Annotated in this window: 17 protein-coding genes; 2 read left to right on the forward strand and 15 right to left on the reverse strand. The window is 41.0% G+C overall.

Features of this window, described 5'->3' with window-relative positions:
* Positions 1 to 40 precede the first annotated feature (40 nt).
* From rnhB to C7H79_RS07680, 14 genes are all read right to left on the reverse strand, one after another.
* Positions 41 to 646, reverse strand: coding sequence for a ribonuclease HII (gene rnhB, locus C7H79_RS07615; RefSeq protein WP_106706690.1), 606 nt, complete (start codon positions 644 to 646; stop codon positions 41 to 43).
* A 48-nt stretch (positions 647 to 694) separates the two neighbouring features.
* Positions 695 to 1138 (reverse strand): 3-hydroxyacyl-ACP dehydratase FabZ, encoded by a 444-nt coding sequence (fabZ, locus tag C7H79_RS07620; protein ID WP_106706691.1) that lies wholly within the window; start codon positions 1136 to 1138, stop codon positions 695 to 697.
* A 58-nt stretch (positions 1139 to 1196) separates the two neighbouring features.
* Positions 1197 to 1727, reverse strand: a complete 531-nt coding sequence (locus tag C7H79_RS07625; protein ID WP_242447193.1) for an OmpH/Skp family outer membrane protein — start codon at positions 1725 to 1727, stop codon at positions 1197 to 1199.
* Positions 1728 to 1754: 27 nt separating this feature from the next.
* Entirely contained in the window at positions 1755 to 4064 is a 2310-nt protein-coding gene (bamA, locus tag C7H79_RS07630) for an outer membrane protein assembly factor BamA (protein ID WP_106706692.1), read from the reverse strand.
* 3 nt (positions 4065 to 4067) lie between these two features.
* On the reverse strand, positions 4068 to 5435 hold the full coding sequence (gene rseP / locus C7H79_RS07635) for an RIP metalloprotease RseP (RefSeq protein WP_106706693.1): 1368 nt from the start codon (positions 5433 to 5435) through the stop codon (positions 4068 to 4070).
* 157 nt (positions 5436 to 5592) lie between these two features.
* Positions 5593 to 6777 (reverse strand): 1-deoxy-D-xylulose-5-phosphate reductoisomerase, encoded by a 1185-nt coding sequence (gene ispC / locus C7H79_RS07640; protein ID WP_106706694.1) that lies wholly within the window; start codon positions 6775 to 6777, stop codon positions 5593 to 5595.
* The gene (locus C7H79_RS07645; protein WP_106706695.1) at positions 6774 to 7598 is read right to left on the reverse strand and encodes a phosphatidate cytidylyltransferase; all 825 of its coding nucleotides are present in this window, start codon (positions 7596 to 7598) and stop codon (positions 6774 to 6776) included. Before C7H79_RS07645 ends, ispC begins: the two co-directional genes overlap by 4 nt.
* 13 nt (positions 7599 to 7611) lie before the next feature.
* Positions 7612 to 8367 (reverse strand): polyprenyl diphosphate synthase, encoded by a 756-nt coding sequence (gene uppS / locus C7H79_RS07650; RefSeq protein ID WP_106706696.1) that lies wholly within the window; start codon positions 8365 to 8367, stop codon positions 7612 to 7614.
* A gap of 1 nt (position 8368) precedes the next feature.
* On the reverse strand, positions 8369 to 8926 hold the full coding sequence (gene frr, locus C7H79_RS07655) for a ribosome recycling factor (protein ID WP_106706706.1): 558 nt from the start codon (positions 8924 to 8926) through the stop codon (positions 8369 to 8371).
* A gap of 51 nt (positions 8927 to 8977) precedes the next feature.
* Complete coding sequence (gene pyrH / locus C7H79_RS07660; RefSeq protein WP_106706697.1) at positions 8978 to 9694, reverse strand: UMP kinase; 717 nt, start codon at positions 9692 to 9694, stop codon at positions 8978 to 8980.
* 15 nt (positions 9695 to 9709) lie between these two features.
* A complete protein-coding gene (tsf, locus tag C7H79_RS07665; RefSeq protein WP_106706698.1) occupies positions 9710 to 10594 on the reverse strand; it encodes a translation elongation factor Ts in 885 nt (294 codons plus the stop codon).
* Positions 10595 to 10761: 167 nt separating this feature from the next.
* Positions 10762 to 11481 (reverse strand): 30S ribosomal protein S2, encoded by a 720-nt coding sequence (gene rpsB / locus C7H79_RS07670; protein ID WP_106706699.1) that lies wholly within the window; start codon positions 11479 to 11481, stop codon positions 10762 to 10764.
* A gap of 242 nt (positions 11482 to 11723) precedes the next feature.
* Positions 11724 to 12518, reverse strand: coding sequence for a fumarate/nitrate reduction transcriptional regulator Fnr (gene fnr / locus C7H79_RS07675; RefSeq protein WP_172592380.1), 795 nt, complete (start codon positions 12516 to 12518; stop codon positions 11724 to 11726).
* A gap of 610 nt (positions 12519 to 13128) precedes the next feature.
* Positions 13129 to 13440, reverse strand: coding sequence for a c-type cytochrome (locus C7H79_RS07680; protein ID WP_106706700.1), 312 nt, complete (start codon positions 13438 to 13440; stop codon positions 13129 to 13131).
* 673 nt (positions 13441 to 14113) lie between these two features.
* Between C7H79_RS07680 and C7H79_RS07685 the strand changes: the two genes are divergently transcribed.
* Both C7H79_RS07685 and rapA read left to right on the forward strand, forming a co-directional pair.
* A complete protein-coding gene (locus tag C7H79_RS07685; protein ID WP_106706701.1) occupies positions 14114 to 14866 on the forward strand; it encodes a DUF2490 domain-containing protein in 753 nt (250 codons plus the stop codon).
* A gap of 227 nt (positions 14867 to 15093) precedes the next feature.
* A complete protein-coding gene (gene rapA, locus C7H79_RS07690; protein WP_106706702.1) occupies positions 15094 to 17991 on the forward strand; it encodes an RNA polymerase-associated protein RapA in 2898 nt (965 codons plus the stop codon).
* A gap of 51 nt (positions 17992 to 18042) precedes the next feature.
* On the opposite strand, the gene C7H79_RS07695 is transcribed toward rapA, so the two are convergent.
* The coding region (locus C7H79_RS07695) for an IS3 family transposase (RefSeq protein WP_147383571.1) at positions 18043 to 18155 on the reverse strand (113 nt) is incomplete at its 5' end.

Raw genomic sequence — 18155 nt, forward strand, 5'->3', positions numbered from 1 at the left:
CAAAGCTATTTTTTATTGACTTGAGATAATTTGCCGCTTATCAATTATTATCTCGGCTTTCTGATGTGTTGAATTGTAATGTTCTGACAGGTAAAAAACTTTGTCGATGAATTTTACAGGCACCGTATTGTTGTAGTGCAGCTAAATGCGCTTTGGTTGGGTATCCTTTATGTTTATCGAATCCGTATCGGGGATAGCGCTTGTGCATTCTTTGCATTTCTGCATCTCGAGCAGTTTTGGCTAATATAGAAGCGGCTGAGATCTCGAGTATTAAACTATCACCTCGAACGATTGTTTGCATTGGACAATCTAAACGTAGAGTTTGATTGCCATCGATCAGTACTAAGTCGGGAGTGAATGGTAGGCTTTCTACAGCGCGCTTCATGGCAAGTAAACTTGCTTGTAGAATGTTTAGCTGGTCAATTTCTTGTACCGAAGCATAAGAGATTGCCCATGCTTTAGCGTGTTGTTTGACCTCGAACTCCAGTGCGTTTCTTCTTTTTTCACTCAGTTTCTTGGAATCAGCTAGCCCATCAATTGCATAGGCATCATTCAAGACGACGCAGGCTGCATAGACAGGTCCAGCCAGCGGCCCTCTGCCAGCTTCGTCGACACCGCATATTAATTTGAAAGTTGACGCTTCAATACCTGAGCTCTCCGATACGGACGGTTATTTCAACTGGGATGATGGATGCTATACACTTCGTGAGGTGCACATAAGTTGTGCTTCGGTAACAAGCTGGTCATCTACTTCAGCACGGGCCGAATACTTCCATAATCCTTTGATCTGTCGTTCGATAGCAACTTTTAGAATTAACTGATCGCCGGCCATGACGGGTTTTTTGAAACGAACACCATCGATACCTACAAAGTAATAAACAGTATCTTCCTTATTAGTTGTATTTTCTGTTCTAAGTGTCAGGATAGCCGCTGCTTGAGCTAATGCTTCAACAATCAAAACCCCAGGCATCACTGGATGATGTGGAAAATGTCCCGAAAAGAAGGGCTCATTGATGGAGACATTTTTTAATGCAACAATATCTTTACCTGCCTCAAAGGAAATTACGCGGTCTACTAGCAATAGCGGATAGCGATGTGGAAGATATTTTAAAATTTCGTGAATGTTCATGCTACTCATTGTGTTATTTCCTTTTTGACTCTGGATGCCGTGTGATCAGCAGATGCAGAATGCTGCTTTATTCATTGTTGAGCGCTTTAATTACTTTGTCAGTAATGTCGATGCGCTGACTTCTGTAGACCGAGTCTTGCAATTGCAATATCAGATCATAATTTTCATTTTCTGCGATTTTGCTGATAGCTTGATTGGTGCGTTCCAAAACCATACTGTACTCTTCGTTCTGACGTACACTTAAGTCCTCTCGCATCTGTTTTTGGGCACGTTGGTACTCGCGACTTAAATTGGCAAGATTTCTTTCCAAATTGCGTCGCTCGGACTCTTCCATGATTGTGTTGTCTTGTTCCAACCGGTCTTGCAATTTCTTGGCCTTCATTGCCATTTTCTTGATATCTTCATCACGCGGAACAAATTCTTGTTCAATTTTTTTCTGGGCCTGTATGGCTGGTATGGATTCACGCAGGATCTTTTCGGTATTGACTACTCCAATTTTAATATCACTAGCGAAGGCAGTTACGAAACTGCTGTTACAAACAATGATAAAAAAAACCATCATTGTATTGAACCAGCAGCGATAGATGCGATTATATATTTTCACCTGTAACAATCCTCAATAGAATTAGAATTGTTGACCAAACATGAATTGGAATCTTTGCAGATTATCAGACGGTACATCATTTAATGGTTCTGCAACGCTGACTTTCAGTGGTCCCATTGGAGATATCCAGGTTAACGCAATACCGGTTGAGTAACGCATGAAATTGTTAAGTTGACTGAATTGATTAAATGTGGTTCCGCCATCAAAAAACACACTAAAGCGTAATGATCGATCATCGCGCAAGAATGGAACAGGAAACATTAGCTCAATATTGCCGACTACACGCTTGCTAGCGCCGATTGCTAGCAATCTTTGATTGAAACCACTGATGTTAGCAAATCCTGATGGATCACGCGGGCCTAAAGAATTCAGATCATAGCCCCTTACTGAGTTATTACCCCCAGCAAAGAAGTTTTTGAAAAAAGGGAGAGTTTTGCCCTTGTAACCATCACCATAACCGAACTCCGTATTTACCAGGAGCGTAAAGAAATCCGTGATCGGATAGTACCATTTCTGGTGATAACTGAGCTTGTAGTAATTTAAATCTCCACCCGGCACACTGACTTCGCCAAATAATCGATGGGTTGTTCCGGAGGTTGGCCAAATTGCGCTATCACGCCGATCGCGTGCCCAGCTCACTGTAGCCGGAAAATTATTGGTTGTTTCGCCGAATTCAGTAACAAAATCCTTATAACGCTGTGGACTGCCACTAAATATACCGATAGAAGTATTTTCTGCAGCCAAACCAAAGGACACAATATCATTTTCAGCAATCGGGATTCCTAGCCTAAAACCGGCGCCCACGGTGTCTGTTTTAAATGAACCAAACTGTGTTAATGCGCGTGTATCTAAAACACGCTTGTAAGCATCCAAGCCAAAGCTTATGCCATCAACTGTGGCATAAGGATTGGTAAAAGATGCGGAATAGGTTTCATTAATGGCACCTCGGTTAGCATCCAGACTAAAAAAGTTGCCAGTGCCGAATATATTATTCTGAGAAATTGAAGCGTTTAGAATGATTCCTTGACGATCGGAATAACCCGCACCAAACATAATAGATCCGGTTGGCCGTTCTTCAACTCTGACTTTGATATCTACCTGATCCGTTTTATTGGGTACCGCCGGCGTTTCAACATTGACACTATTGAAAAAACCTAAACGATCAATCCGGACTTTTGAGTTGTTAATTTTACTGGTGGAATGCCAGGCCCCTTCCATTTGGCGAAATTCACGACGTATGACTTCGTCGCGGGTGCGGTCGTTACCTTCAATGTCGATACGGCGCACATATACACGCCTACCTGGGTCAATAAAAAATGTGAAAGCAGCTTGTCGGTTTTCATAATCTATTGTTGGTGAGGCATTAACATTAGCAAAGGCATATCCGTCATCACCTAATCGATCGGTAATTAATTTGATGGATTCGGTTAATTTCTCGCGCACAAACACGTCCCCAGTTTTTAATAATATCAGTTTGTGAATTTCTTCTTCCGGAGCGATGGTTTCTCCCGCCACCTTGATATCTGAAATTGTATATTGATCGCCTTCGGTTACGTTGATTGTAATATAGATATCGCGCAAATCAGGTGTTATGGAAACTTGAGTAGATTCGATATTGAATTCCAGATAACCACGATCAAGATAGTATGAACGAAGTGTCTCCAAGTCGGCGGAGAGCTTTTGTTTTGAATATTGATCATTCTTTGTGAACCAGCTTAGTAGATCGGGTCTTCTGAGCACTAGTATGCTACGCAATTCTTTATCTGGAAATTTATCGTTACCGACAAAGCTTATTCTTTTTATTCTTGCGGTGCGGCCTTCATGAATGTCAAAATTGATTCCGACACGATTACGCTCAAGTGGTGTAGAGGTTGTTGTGATTTTAACGGCATATTTTCCACGGCTGATGTACTGTCGTTTTAATTCCAATTCGGCTCGTTCCAGAAGTGAGCGGCTAAAAATTCTGGATTCGGATATGCCTGCTTGTTTGAGACCTTCAAGCAGTTTGTCTTTCTCAAATTCTTTGGCGCCATTAATGCTGATTTGTGCAATAGCGGGACGTTCAATAACTTCAACAATTAGAATATTATTCTCGTTTTTTAATTTTACATCCTTAAAAAATCCAGTCGCATACAACGCCTTAATCGCTTTGGTTGCTTTATCTGCATCCAGCACTTCACCAACTTTAATTGGTAGATAACTAAATACAGTGCCTGCTTCAGTACGCTGTATGCCTTCAACGCGAATATCTTCAACAATGAAAGAGTCGCTGGCCCAGGATGAATATGCATAAAATAGGCTGATTAGCGCAACGAAACACTGAAATTTCATTATTTAGCCAGTAATAAGCCGATTAATATCGTTGTAGATGGCAAACGTCATAAGTGTAAACAGCATAATCAGACCGATTTTTTGACCAATTATTATTGTTTTATCTGAAACTGGGCTTCCTTTGGCTATTTCAATAAGATAATACATAAGATGTCCGCCATCAAGTATAGGAATTGGCAGCAAATTTAATACCCCAATACTAACACTGATTAGCGCTAGAAAAGCGAGATAAGATACTAACCCCATTTGTGCAGATTGTCCGGCATAATCCGCTATCGAGATCGGTCCGCTGACATTTTTCCAGGATACATCACCAGTAATCATCTTAGAGAGCATTTGTAATGTCAGTACAGTTGTTTCCCAAGTTTTCTCGGCAGCTTTTTGTATTGCTTTGCCAGGTGAATAACTGACTGTAACCAGTAATTCTTCAAAATCTGATTGATTGACCAAGGGTGCAACACCTATTTTGCCCACTTGCTTACCATGTTCTATGGTTACCTCAGGTGTAACCGTCAACATGATCATTTGATCGTTACGCAAAATATCCAATTCGAGTAAATGTTCGGGATTTTTACGTATTTCTTTCACAAAATCCATCCAAGTATGAATCTCAGTGTTATTGACAGCAATAATTTCGTCACCTGTCAGTAAACCAGCATGGTAACCAATGCCATCAGAAATGACTTGTCCGATAACGGGCTTTACTATCGGTTGGTAACTACTTAACCCTATAATACCTGGAAAATTTTCATTGAGCTTATCGGGATCGACTTGGCTTAAATCCAACTGCCGCCAATTGATTTCACCATTATTACCGATAGTCTGCACTTTCACATTAGCTGACTGATCGATGGCATATCGCAATAAAGCCCAGCGAGCATCCTGCCAGCTGGCAACGGGTTCATTTTCTATGCTAGCAATTGTTTCACCCATAACAAATTCTGCCTTGGCGGCAGCTGTGCCTGGTTCGACTGGGCCCAGCACGGGTTTCATCCCGGCGACACCTAGAATAAAAAGTAACCAATATAAAACAATGGCTAGTAAGAAATTGGCAATAGGACCAGCTGCAACGATAGCAAAGCGACGAGCTACCGGCTGGCGGTTAAATGCACGAGGTAAGTCTTCGGACGGTACTTTGCCTTCATTTTCATCGAGCATCTTGACATAACCGCCTAATGGGATCGCAGCAATTACCCATTCAGTTTGGTCCTTTCCCCATCGCCTGCGAAAAATAGGCTGACCAAAACCAATGCAAAATCGTAATACTTTTACACCATTCCATCGTGCTACTAAATAATGGCCGAATTCGTGAAAGGTTATCAGTATGCCTAAGGCAATAATGAAAGATATAATTGTAAAAGTTATTGACATATCAATTTATTGCACATAAGGCAGGCTCTGGGTTAATTTTAATTGCACGACATTTTTTACCTAATTTTTACAAAAAATGAATGCACGGATACTACCATTAATTAAGAAAAATTGAATCTTGTGATTTGTCAGCAAGATTTTTTTCTTTTTGCACTTACTATAAATTGGCAAGCCATTCGTGTGCTTTAGCGCGTGCCAGCTTGTCTGTTTTCAAAACATCATCCAGTGTTAAAATTTCTTCCCGCTGTATTATTTGCATAACATGCTTAATCATGGCAGGAATATCAGTAAATGCCATGCGTTTTTTCAGGAAAGATTCTACCGCTATCTCGTTGGCGGCATTCAGTGCAGCCGGCATATTTCCTCCGGCATCCAGAGCTTGATATGCTAAGCCTAAACATGGAAATTTACTGAAATCAGGCTCTTCAAAATCGAGATGAGCAACTTTAAACATATCTAGAGCGGATACTCCACTTTCTATTCGCTCGGGATAGCCCATCGCATGTGCAATAGGTGTTCGCATGTCTGGGTTGCCAAGTTGCGCGATGACCGAGCCATCGACATACGCAACCATAGAGTGAACCACGCTTTGTGGATGGATGACCACTTGAATTTTATCTGGAGGCGCCTCAAACAGCCAATGCGCCTCAATGACCTCTAATCCTTTATTCATCATGGTGGCAGAATCTACGGAAATTTTCTGTCCCATATCCCAATTAGGGTGTGCGCAAGCTTGTTCCGGAGTGACGTTCTCCAGTGAGTCTAATGATGCACATCGAAACGGTCCACCTGAAGCAGTAAGTAGTATGCGACTGATGCCTGCTGTTGCCAAATTACCATTGTAATGATGTGGCAATGACTGGTAGATTGCATTATGTTCGCTATCAATCGGGAGAAGTGTGGCATGGTGTTGCTTTACCAAATCCATAAAAATACGGCCAGCCATTACCAGGGTTTCTTTATTGGCTAAAAGGACTAGTTTTCCTGTTTGCGCAGCTGCGAATGTTGGGCGAATGCCAGCAGCTCCTACAATTGCAGCCATTACGGTGTCCACATCTGGGTGTGAAGCCACCTTTTCTAAGGATTCAATCCCCGATAAAACTTCAGTCTTAATATTCGTCGTTTTAATTGCGCTAGCAAGCTGCTCAGAGCTTTCCTGATCCAGCATGACTGCAAATCTTGGTTGAAACCGTTGGCATTGCGATAGTATTTTTTCTACATTTTTGTTGGCTGTTATTGCAAAAGTCTGAAAACGATCAGGGTGGCGTGCGATAACATCCAATGTGCTTTCCCCGATGCTGCCGGTGGAGCCAAGTATAGTAATTTTTCGGATAGTTTTCATGACACGGGCGAATAAAAAATTAGTAAGGCCAAAATGGCAAATGGCAGCGATGACATTAAAGAATCAATTCGATCCAAAATACCGCCATGGCCAGGCAAAATACTTCCACTATCCTTAACACCTGCTTGACGCTTCATCAGTGATTCGTATAAATCTCCAAGAATACCTAGTACAGTCATCAATAAAAGCAGTGGTATCAGCATTGCTGCTAAAGGATCTTCAATTAGCCAGAAAGCCCATATAATCCCGTAAATTAATACAGCAAGTAAGGCTCCGACAACACCTTCCCAAGTTTTATTCGGACTAATTTGGCAAGCAAGCTTGCGTCTACCGAATGTTTTTCCAGTGAAATAAGCTGCTGTATCGGAAATCCAGATTGTCGCCATAAAGCCCAACAAAAGTAATGGACTGATTGCACGTAGTTGATAAAGTGCGAGACAGGTTGGTAATAATAATATCAAACCTATTAACATCAGAATCAGTGGGTTTTTAATCGTATAGGCTTGTTTTAGATACGGCGGTACACCAATAACCCAAAAGACCACTGATAAGATATAGGCCCAGATTAAATCCGAAGAATATACACCAGCTTTTATAGATTCGCTCATTTGAAACAATAATTCCCCTCCGATTAGCGTGGTGAGGAGCATAAAAATTATTGTATTTTTTACTGAAAACCCTGCTAGTCGACTCCATTCTCGAGATCCGACAACTGTAAGCGCCAGCAGCACAATGGCCCAAAAGATATCTTGCAACAAAAATAATGCTGATAAGAATGAAGGAAGAATAACAATTACAGTAAGAACACGGGCTTTAAGCATGAAAAGTCATCTTTTATCCTGCTACTTGAATCTGTTCACTGGTGCAGCCAAACCGGCGTTCTCGTTGCTGATAAGATTGGATTGCTCGTTCAAGTTCATGTTCATCAAAATCAGGCCATAATGTATCGGTAAAATATAATTCTGTGTATGCGAGCTGCCATAATAAAAAATTACTAATGCGATATTCTCCTCCTGTTCGAATAAACAGATCAGGTTCAGGGGCGTAGCTCAGTGCTAGATATTGCGTTAAATTTTCTTCTTCAAAATTCAACGGTAGCTCAGCTGATTGCGCCATCATTTTACGTATGGCTTGCATGATATCCCAGCGTCCGCCATAGTTGGCTGCTATAGTAAAAGTAAGGCGTTTATTTTCGGCGGTTAATTGCTCGCCAGTATGGATGAATTCTCTTATCTTGGGCTCGAATTTTGATAAATCACCGATCACTTTAAAACAAATACCGTTTTCATGCAGCCTGGTGATTTCATGTTCCAATGCACCCAGGAAAAGTTGCATTAACGACGTCACTTCTTCAGTAGGTCGTCGCCAATTTTCACTGCTAAAAGCAAATAAAGTGAGGTATGGTATATTGCGCTCGATACATGCCTTGATAACGCCACGAACTGTTTCAACACCTTGCTTATGTCCCGCGATCCGCGGCATATATCGAGTCTGTGCCCAACGGCCATTACCATCCATAATAATAGCAATATGTTTTGGTATTAAGCCAGTTTCAGGTATTTCTTTAGTTGAGCTTGGACCTTGAGGCATATCAAACAGCCATTAGTTCTGTTTCCTTGACTTGCAATACTTTATCAATTTCCGTGATATAGCGATCTGTTAATTTTTGTATCTCATCTTGACCACGACGCTCATCATCTTCTGAAATTTCTTTGGATTTTAATAAGTCTTTCAAGTGAGCATTTGCATCCCGACGGATATTACGCATTGCGACACGAACATTTTCCGCTTCTTGCTTTACTACCTTGATCAGGTCGCGACGACGTTCTTCAGTCAAGGCAGGCATAGGTACACGAATAGTTTCACCTACAGGCATCGGATTTAAACCTAAGTCTGACTCACGGATGGCCCTTTCAATCGCATTACCCATTTTCTTTTCCCAGGGAATTACGCCGATCGTGCGTGCATCAATCAGATTGATATTGGCTACTTGATTTATGAGCGTTGGTGTACCGTAATAATCCACAGTAATATGATCTAAAAAACCAGTATGAGCACGTCCGCTTCTAACTTTACTTAAATCTACTTTTAATGCTTCAAGACTCTTTTGCATTTTTTGTTCAGCAGATTTTTTTACATCGGCAATCATAATATCGTTCCCTTTTGCATCAATTTTCAAGAGGTTTCAATTATTGTTGAATTAGACGGTTACCAAAGTCCCTTCGTCTTCGCCTGTTATTATACGTTTAAGTGCGCCAGCCTTAAAAATACTAAAAACATTAAGTGGTAATTTCTGATCACGACATAGTGTTAATGCAGTTGCATCCATTACTTGTAAATTCTTGGCTATAGCTTCGTCAAAAGTTAATTTATGGAAACGCGTTGCTTCAGGATCGATTTTAGGGTCGCTGGTATAAATGCCATCGACTTTTGTAGCTTTAAGTAAGATATCTACATTCATTTCCATTCCACGTAAAGCAGCTGCAGTATCAGTAGTAAAAAATGGATTGCCGGTACCTGCCGCAAAAATAACTACTTTACCATCTTTCAGATAACGCATAGCACGCCCACGTATATAAGGTTCTACAACTTGTTCAATGCGTAATGCGGATTGTATTCGCGGTACCAGACCAGCCAATTTCATCGCGTCTTGCAAAGCTAAAGCGTTCATTACAGTGGCTAACATGCCCATATAATCTGCAGTAACTCGTTCCAGCCCATCATTGACTGATTTCATGCCACGAAAGATATTTCCACCTCCTACGACGATGGCAATTTCAATTCCTAGGTTGCTAATTTCTTCAATCTCGGAAACTATTCTTCTCATGACGGCATGATTAATACCATACTTATCTTCACCCATCAGGGCTTCGCCGGATAGTTTTAGTAAAATACGTTTATAGACTGCAGTGGTCATTGATAATATATTGATTTACTTGGCCTGTTCCATTTGAGCCTTAACTTCATCTGCAAAATTCTCAGTTTTCTTTTCTATTCCTTCTCCTACCACGAACATAGTGAATCCATTAACCTCTGCAGTTTTTTTGGCGAGCAATTTTTCTATCGTCTGCTCCGGATCTTTTACAAATGGCTGACCTAATAACGTTATCTCTGCAAGATATTTTGCAATACGCCCATCAACCATTTTTTCAATAATATCGGCCGACTTGCCACTTTCGGCAGCCTGAGCCGTATAAATCTCGCGCTCATGCGCTAAGATATCTGCAGATACCTGCGCTTTAGATACACAGATGGGCTTGCTTGCCGCGATGTGCATGGCCAGATCTTTACCTAAAGCTTCATCTCCTCCGGTATAGTCCACCATCACCCCGATCTTGGTTCCATGAAGATAATAGGACAGCTGAGCATGTGATGCATGGCGGCTACAGCGTCGGATACTGATATTCTCGCCCAATTTCATAATCAACGCTTTGCGTATTGCTTCGACAGTTTCACCGCTTGGTAGCATTGCATCACTTAAAGCTGCCGTGTCGGTTATATTTTTTTCTGCACTTAGTTCAGCCAGATTTTTGGCGAAACTAATAAAATCTTCATTTCTGGCGACGAAATCTGTCTCACAGTTTACTTCAACCAGTGCACCACACTTTTTGTCTGATGAAATATATGCGCCAATTACTCCTTCTGCAGCAATTCGACCTGCAGCTTTACTTGCTTTGGCACCGCTTTTAATTCTTAATAAATCTTCTGCTGCTGTAATATCTCCGCCAGTCTCTGTTAATGCTTTTTTGCATTCCATCATGCCTAGCCCGGTCATTTCACGCAATTCTTTTACCATGCTTGCGGTTATTTCCGCCATATTTACTCCAAAAACAAATTAATTAATAAAAGAAGAAACGAAAATATATTTATCTTAATTTAATCAAGATTTCAGTATGATAAAGTTCTATTTCGCATAAGTTCGGCAGCTTTCATGTCGGATCTTCAGTCTTGGATTTTCAAGCTGCTAATAAAAATTGTATGACTTTATTCTGCTTCAGAAGCCATTTCAACGATTTCTTGAATAGCTTGATTGCGTCCTTCCAGGATTGCGTCGGCTACGCCGCGGGCATATAGCCGTATTGCACGGCTTGAGTCGTCATTTCCAGGGATAATATAATGCAGATTATCAGGGTTATGATTAGTATCAACTACACCAACAACAGGGATGTCAAGCTTTCTTGCTTCTGTGATGGCTCCTTTTTGATATCCAACATCTATAATAAATATAGCATCCGGCAAACCTTTCATGTCTTTGATGCCACCTAAACTACTATTAAGCTTATCTAATTCTCTTTGAAGATCAAGCGCTTCCTTTTTTACAAGTTTATCTAACGTTCCATCTTGCACCATTGTTTCCATGTCATGTAGGCGCTTGATAGATTGTTTAATGGTTTTAAAATTAGTCAGCATGCCTCCCAACCAACGTTGGTCTACATAGGGAGATCCGCAACGTACCGCTTCTTCGCGCACAATATCTCGTGCTTGTTTTTTGGTACCAACAAATAAAATTACTCCTTTGTTTGCAGATAACTGGCGCACATATTTCATGGCTTCCTCATACATCACCAAGGTTTTTTCAAGATTGATAATGTGGATTTTGTTACGATGGCCGAAGATATACGGTGCCATTTTTGGGTTCCAGAAACGTGTTTGATGTCCAAAATGAACACCTGCTTCCAGCATTTGTCGCATGGTTACTGACATGAATTCTCCTAATGGATTGAGCCTCCATTTACTTTGATATCAAAGTAAATGTGTGAATTTAATTTAATGCACATATCGTGCGTCATCAAATTATCTTTTTATTATAACATCTCCTAACACTTACTCAAGTTGATAAGCAGAGGAGAAATATTGAAAGTGATTTTATTTAGCAACAAAGAAATTTTTAGCTGTAAGCGATAATAAGATCAAGAAAATTGCCAATTTATCGAAATTACGAATTATTAAGTAATACAGGATGAATTACCCATTTTAAGTTTTAAGTGAGTAATGTCCTTTATAAGAATATGCTTGTTCTTTACGGATATAATATTTTCATCTTGCAATTTGGAAAATGCGCGACTGACAGTTTCCAGTTTAAGGCCAAGATAACTGCCAATTTCCTCGCGCGTCATACGCAAATTAAAATCGGATTCGGAATAACCGCGTATAGAAAATCGGCGCGACAAATTGAGTAAAAATGATGCTAGACGCTCCTCTGCTTTCATGCTGCCTAATAGCAACATTACGTTTTGATCTCGTACTATTTCACGACTCATGATTTTATGAAAATGACGCATAAGTGAGGGAATAATAATACTAATATCTTCTAGTCTGGTAAATGGAATTTCACAAACCTCGCTGTCTTCAAGCGCTATCGCATCGCAAGTATGTACTTCTGAACTGATAGCATCTAGCCCTAGCAGCTCCCCGGTCATATGGAAACCAGTAACTTGCTGACGTCCGTCTTCTTCAAGAACACAGGTTTTTAGAAAGCCACGTCGAATGGCAAAAAGTGATTGAAATTTTAATCCTGAGCGATATAGATATCCACCACGATAGAGTTTGCGCTTCTGGCTAACAATATCGCCAAGTAATTGTATTTCATGATCATTAAGGCCGACCGGAAGACATAATTCACGCAAACTACATGATGCGCAGCTTGATCTAATTTGTGTAACACCAAGATGATTGTGTGGTGGGCTGTCGTGTAACAAAATATCTTCCAAAGGTAGGGTTCTATTACATTTTATATTCATACTCTGATGATCTGTATCAAAATTAACGTTATTAACCCACTTTATAATTTTACGTTAATATGCAAGATGCAGATAATAATTTTGTACTTATATGCGAAGTGAAATGCTGAAGGAAAGTGATTGAGGAGTGCGTAAAGCGTAGTGATTCATCGACGAAGGCTTGTAAAGCAGGAGAGTTAGTATTTTCAGTAGACTCTATGATTCATCTTAAAACTTACTTGAAATCAATTAAAAGGTTGTTTGCCGTTTTGTAAGTTATTATCTTGGTTAAAGCTTTTGTCCCAAGTTTGATTAATTTCTTAATGTGGACCTTAACAAAGGCGAGCAGCAGCGATATTGGTATAAGCATATTTGCTAATCAGTTATTATGTATGGTTTATTTGGAGTTTTACCGATAAATTTCAAACTGAACCATGTAACTGGATTGGCAAAGCTACTGACGTATGAGGCAACGAGATTATTAATTTAGATTTAGTTTATGAATAAACCGTTGTTACCTGGAAGAGACTGAATTGTAACTTTGGAAACATCATTAGCGTAATGATGTCATCCAATGCTGCATATAAAATAAGCCTGAGAAACTGCTCACATTCTCAGGCGCTATCAATAATTATTGGACTTCACTATTCGTTAAAATATACTCGGCCAGTCGATCAGCAGCTTCACCTTGAATATTTTTGAATGCAGGCATTCGCATGCTGCCTGATTGGAATTTCTTGATGATAGCGTCTTTGTTGGCAAATTTTTCACTCAAAATCATTGCTTTAGTTCCAGTCAGTGGCTTGTGACATTCAGTGCAGGCAGTGCTAAAGATTCTTTCGCCGGAAGCATCTGCTGGCGGACTATAATCGTTGGTGCTTCCACCACAACCGACAAGAACAAACAACGCGGATACTGTTACTAAAATATGTGTTCTTTTCATTTCCTGACTCCAATTTGTTTAGTTCAATCAATACCGAGAGTGATCCCGGTTCAGCATTTATTAAGTTAATCAATACAAAGTTGTTATTTTTGAATTTATTAATCAGATTTAATGATTTAGTAAGCTTACCATATCCACTATTATGACAGCTTGTCAAACAAATGTTTTAAAAACCAGATGAGGCCTATATATCGCTATTTACCACTAGTGACTTTTGACTTCGTTCCAGACTCCAAGAGATTGGAGCTTTTGCAGTAATATCCTTCAGATAGCAAAAATTGTTAGCAATAAAACAACACTTGATACAGTTCATTGAGAAAAATCTTTTTCTTTACACTTTCTTGACATTTGTCATGCTATTGTTCGCATCTTGTAGTTATGTAATGTAATAAGATCGTAATTAAAATTCTTGATGCTTAGCTTAAGATGTTGAGTATTAAATATAAGATTTATATTTTCTGTGGTTGAGTTTCTTAACACTTTATTGACATTTGCTAGGTTAAAGTGCGCGGACGAAGTAATGGAAGAGTTAAAATCTTCTTTTTTTGAAGCAGCCAACAAACTTACGGTTATAGAATGTCAATTTATTGTAAACAGTAACTGAGAATAATTGCTAGACCCGATTTTAATCAGCATTTTTAAAAAATCTAAATGTTTTGTAGGGGGAGATTGCATGTTAAAAAAAGTAAATGTTTTTATTCTATTGGCTACACTGATTTTGGTTTTAACCAGACCAGCTTCGGCTGAAGAAATTGTCCAAGACTTTCAATTTTGGGGAAATATTACAGCGACTGGTAATTTTGGTTTCGTGAATCCTGAAAACGCTGACTTGAAGAAATTCAAATGGTGGGCTGAAGGGCAAGGTCGTTTCGGTAATGACGCTTCCCAATTTACGCAATCACTGATACGTCCGGGCGTAGGCTATGCGTTAAACGATAAAATAGTGGTATGGGCAGGTTACGCATGGGCACCAACTTGTGAACCCATCCAGCGTGTTGGTTGCTTTAATGAACATCGACTCTGGCAACAAGTTACTTGGGCTGATAATTTCTCATTTGGTAGATTGTCTATGCGTTCACGTTTTGAGGAACGATTTTTTGACGATAGAGTTCCTGATCCAGGACCTAATAATGTCGCATACCGATTTCGTCAGTTAGTTAAACTCGTGGTTCCCATGCCTTCGATTTCTCCAAACTTAGGTTTTGTAGTAGCGGATGAATTATTCATTGCCATGAATACTCCGCATGCAGGTTGGATTACTGAAGGTTTTGACCAGAACCGTGGTTTTGTTGGCCTGGCTTACAAAGTTAATCAAGTTGCCACTGTAGAAATGGGCTATATGAATCAATTAATCAATAGAGCGCATAATACTCGTCCAGATCAAATGATGCATAATTTTATAGCTACCTTATTATTAAACTTCTAGTTTAATTATTGCATCCTTGCGATTGATAGTTTTGCATTTACAGCCGGTTAATTTGAGAAAATTAACCGGCTGATTTTTTCCGCTATCATTTGAACTGTTATTGTGCCAATAATAAAATGTTTATTACCTGTTGATTCTCTTCATTGAATTTCGGCTTCAGGAAATAGTAATAATTTTATTTACATTCTATTACTATACTGCACTTTTCCGTACTATCACACAGACACATGTACGATTTTAAACCGGGTCAGCGCTGGATCTGTGATCTTGATTCACAACTGGGGTTGGGGACTGTTCAGGCTGTCGAGCACAGAATTGTCACCATGAATTTTAAAGCAACCGGTGAGGTTCGTTCTTATGCCAAGCACTCTGCACCTTTAACGCGTGTAATTTTCAAGTCCGGGGATATTATCAGCAGTTCTGCTGGCGTTGTATTGAAAGTCACTGATGTGCATGAGATCAATGGGTTAATGATCTACTCGGGCATAAACGAAAGCGGGAACAGAATAGAGCTTGCTGAAGAACAATTGGCACATCATTTGCAATTAAACCGTCCGGCAGAACGCTTGTTCACTGGTCAGTTTGATCAGGATAAGTGGTTTAAGATCCGCTATCAAACATTACTGATACGTAACCGCCTAGCAAGAACACCTCTGTATGGACTGGTGGGAACTCGAACTAGCTTGATTCCACATCAACTTTTCATTGCCCACGAAGTTTCGCAACGTTATGCGCCGCGTGTTTTACTGGCGGATGAAGTGGGGCTGGGAAAGACCATTGAAGCCGGGCTTATTCTGCACCGGCAATTGTTAACTGAACGTGCCAAGCGAGTGCTCATTGTTGTTCCAGAAACTCTGATTCATCAATGGCTGGTGGAAATGCTGCGACGATTTAATCTGCAATTCAGCATTTTTGATGAAGCGCGTTGTTTATCGCTGGAAGAGAGCGGAGATTGGAGCAATCCTTTTCATAGTGAGCAATTGATACTTTGCAGTTTGAACTTTCTGCGTCAACATCAAAAAAGGTTTCAAGCTGCCTTGAATGGTCAATGGGATTTGCTAGTGGTCGATGAAGCCCATCATCTGCATTGGTCTGAAGAGGCTGCCAGTCCGGGATACACCATAATTGAACAATTGGCGGCCTGCACCAAAGGGACGCTGTTATTAACAGCGACTCCTGAGCAATTAGGTAAAGCCAGTCACTTTGCTCGCCTGCGCTTACTGGATCCGAATCGATTCAGTAACTTCGCAGCTTTTTTGGCTGAGGAGCAATCATACGAGCCGGTTGCCAAAGTGGTGGAGGTCTTGCTAGAAGGTCAGGAATTGAATGATGAAATCAGACAAATTATCTTGTCAACCACCGATTCCGAGCAATCCAAGGCATTCCTTGCACAGTTGCAAGATCCCGCCGATGCGCAGCAAATCCAACAAGCGAAAAGAATGCTGGCAGAATTGTTGCTGGACCGGCATGGTACCGGTCGCATCTTGTTTCGCAATACGCGCGTGGCAGTTAAAGGGTTTCCTGAACGCAAACTTTTAGCTATTCCGTTGGCATTACCTGCAGAATATCAGCAATGTCTGACCTTTTTTGAAACGACCCCTCTGTCAAAACCAGAATTGCTGTTGTGCCCTGAACTGCTGTATCAGGCTCGAGCTGAGCCTGAGCAGCCCTATTGGATCGAAATCGATCCTCGGATCAACTGGTTAAGCGCGACACTCAAGCAGTTGATGCCGGAAAAAGTCCTGGTCATCACCGCCGATTCACAAACCACTCGCGATATCGCGCAGGCTCTCAAGGCACTGATGGGACAGCATATTCCGGTATTCCATGAAAGCATGAGTTTGATTGAACGCGACCGCGCGGCCGCTTTTTTTGCTGATAAAGAAACCGGCAGCCAAATATTGGTATGCTCTGAAATCGGCAGCGAAGGCCGTAATTTCCAGTTCTCTCACCATCTTGTGTTGTTTGATTTGCCGCTTAATCCCGATTTACTGGAACAACGGATTGGTCGACTGGATCGTATCGGCCAGACAGAGAGCATTAAGATTCATGTGCCTTATCTGGAAAATAGCGCGTTGGCAGTGATGTTTCACTGGTATCACGAGGGTTTGAATGCTTTTGAAAAAACCTGCCCAGCAGGGCAAACTGTTTTTTTGCTGGTGGAAGATGCGCTCATTAACGCGCTTCATCAACGACAAGCTGATGTCGATACACACTTAGACTTGATTAGTTCAACTCAATCAGCCAATCAGAAACTGAATGAGGCATTGGATCGTGGACGCGATAAGCTGCTGGAATATAATTCTTTTCGCCCGGCTGTTGCAGAAAGACTGTACCGAGAAGCGTGCGTACAGGATGAGGACCCGACGCTGCCACGATATATGGAAACGGTTTTTGATTGTTGCGGTGTGCATATAGAAGAACATCGTGCGGGCAGTTATTTGATTGAGCCGAGTGAGCACATGAGTATGCCCTTTCCTGGCTTGATGGATGAAGGTTCAGTAATCACCTATTCAAGAGATGTTGCATTGGCTAATGAGAACATGCATTTCTTGACTTGGGAGCATCCGATGGTTATCCACGCGATAGAGCGAATCTTGAATCATGAAACTGGCAATGCAGTAGTTGTTGCACTGAAGCATCAAAAAGTACAACCGGGTACTTTATTGCTGGAAAGTCTGTTCGTGCTGGAAGCGGGCGGGCAAAACGTACAGCAAAGTAACCACTATTTACCGCCCGAAGTTATCCGTATTTTGCTGGATGAGCAAGGCGGTGAGGATTATCCTTACCTGGATCACGATTCGATCAATCAACATCTGGAGCCGGTAGCGATAGGGATTGCCAAGCAAGTGATTCAATTGAAAGAAGACGAGATAAAGTCCTTGTTGGTTATGAGCGAGCAGAAAGCAAATCAGCAAGCGCCACAACTTATTGCGCAGGCCGAAGCGCGAATAAAGCAAACCTTCATACCGGAAATCGAGCGTCTCAAGGCTTTGTTTCGGGTTAATCCGAATGTACGCGAAGAAGAAATCCGTTTTTTCGAGCAGCAACTGGCACAACTAACCATTGCTTTAGAGTCCAGCAATCTACGGCTTGACGCCGTGCGGGTGATTGTGGCGACTTAAAATAGGCAGCGATAAAACTGATATATGCTGTCAAAAATGGAGTCCATCGGTTTAAGCAACAAGCAAATTTTCATAGTATTGCTGCGTAAATTGTGCTGGTGACAAATAGCCCAGCCTTTTCTGTTTTCGCTGCTGGTTATAGAAGATTTCTATATATTCGGTAA

Origin of the sequence: Nitrosomonas supralitoralis (assembly GCF_003011925.2) — a bacterium.
Classification (GTDB): Bacteria; Pseudomonadota; Gammaproteobacteria; order Burkholderiales; family Nitrosomonadaceae; genus Nitrosomonas; species Nitrosomonas supralitoralis.

Excerpts from the sequence above, each read along its gene's own strand:
- fabZ (WP_106706691.1), bottom strand. The coding sequence starts at position 1,138 with ATGAGTAGCATGAACATTCACGAAATTTTAAAATATCTTCCACATCGC.
- C7H79_RS07685 (WP_106706701.1), top strand. The coding sequence starts at position 14,114 with ATGTTAAAAAAAGTAAATGTTTTTATTCTATTGGCTACACTGATTTTG.
- C7H79_RS07680 (WP_106706700.1), bottom strand. The coding sequence starts at position 13,440 with ATGAAAAGAACACATATTTTAGTAACAGTATCCGCGTTGTTTGTTCTT.
- pyrH (WP_106706697.1), bottom strand. The coding sequence starts at position 9,694 with ATGACCACTGCAGTCTATAAACGTATTTTACTAAAACTATCCGGCGAA.
- frr (WP_106706706.1), bottom strand. The coding sequence starts at position 8,926 with ATGATTGCCGATGTAAAAAAATCTGCTGAACAAAAAATGCAAAAGAGT.
- rseP (WP_106706693.1), bottom strand. The coding sequence starts at position 5,435 with ATGTCAATAACTTTTACAATTATATCTTTCATTATTGCCTTAGGCATA.
- rapA (WP_106706702.1), top strand. The coding sequence starts at position 15,094 with ATGTACGATTTTAAACCGGGTCAGCGCTGGATCTGTGATCTTGATTCA.
- bamA (WP_106706692.1), bottom strand. The coding sequence starts at position 4,064 with ATGAAATTTCAGTGTTTCGTTGCGCTAATCAGCCTATTTTATGCATAT.
- tsf (WP_106706698.1), bottom strand. The coding sequence starts at position 10,594 with ATGGCGGAAATAACCGCAAGCATGGTAAAAGAATTGCGTGAAATGACC.
- ispC (WP_106706694.1), bottom strand. The coding sequence starts at position 6,777 with ATGAAAACTATCCGAAAAATTACTATACTTGGCTCCACCGGCAGCATC.
- rpsB (WP_106706699.1), bottom strand. The coding sequence starts at position 11,481 with ATGTCAGTAACCATGCGACAAATGCTGGAAGCAGGTGTTCATTTTGGA.
- fnr (WP_172592380.1), bottom strand. The coding sequence starts at position 12,518 with ATGAATATAAAATGTAATAGAACCCTACCTTTGGAAGATATTTTGTTA.
- uppS (WP_106706696.1), bottom strand. The coding sequence starts at position 8,367 with ATGCCTCAAGGTCCAAGCTCAACTAAAGAAATACCTGAAACTGGCTTA.
- C7H79_RS07645 (WP_106706695.1), bottom strand. The coding sequence starts at position 7,598 with ATGCTTAAAGCCCGTGTTCTTACTGTAATTGTTATTCTTCCTTCATTC.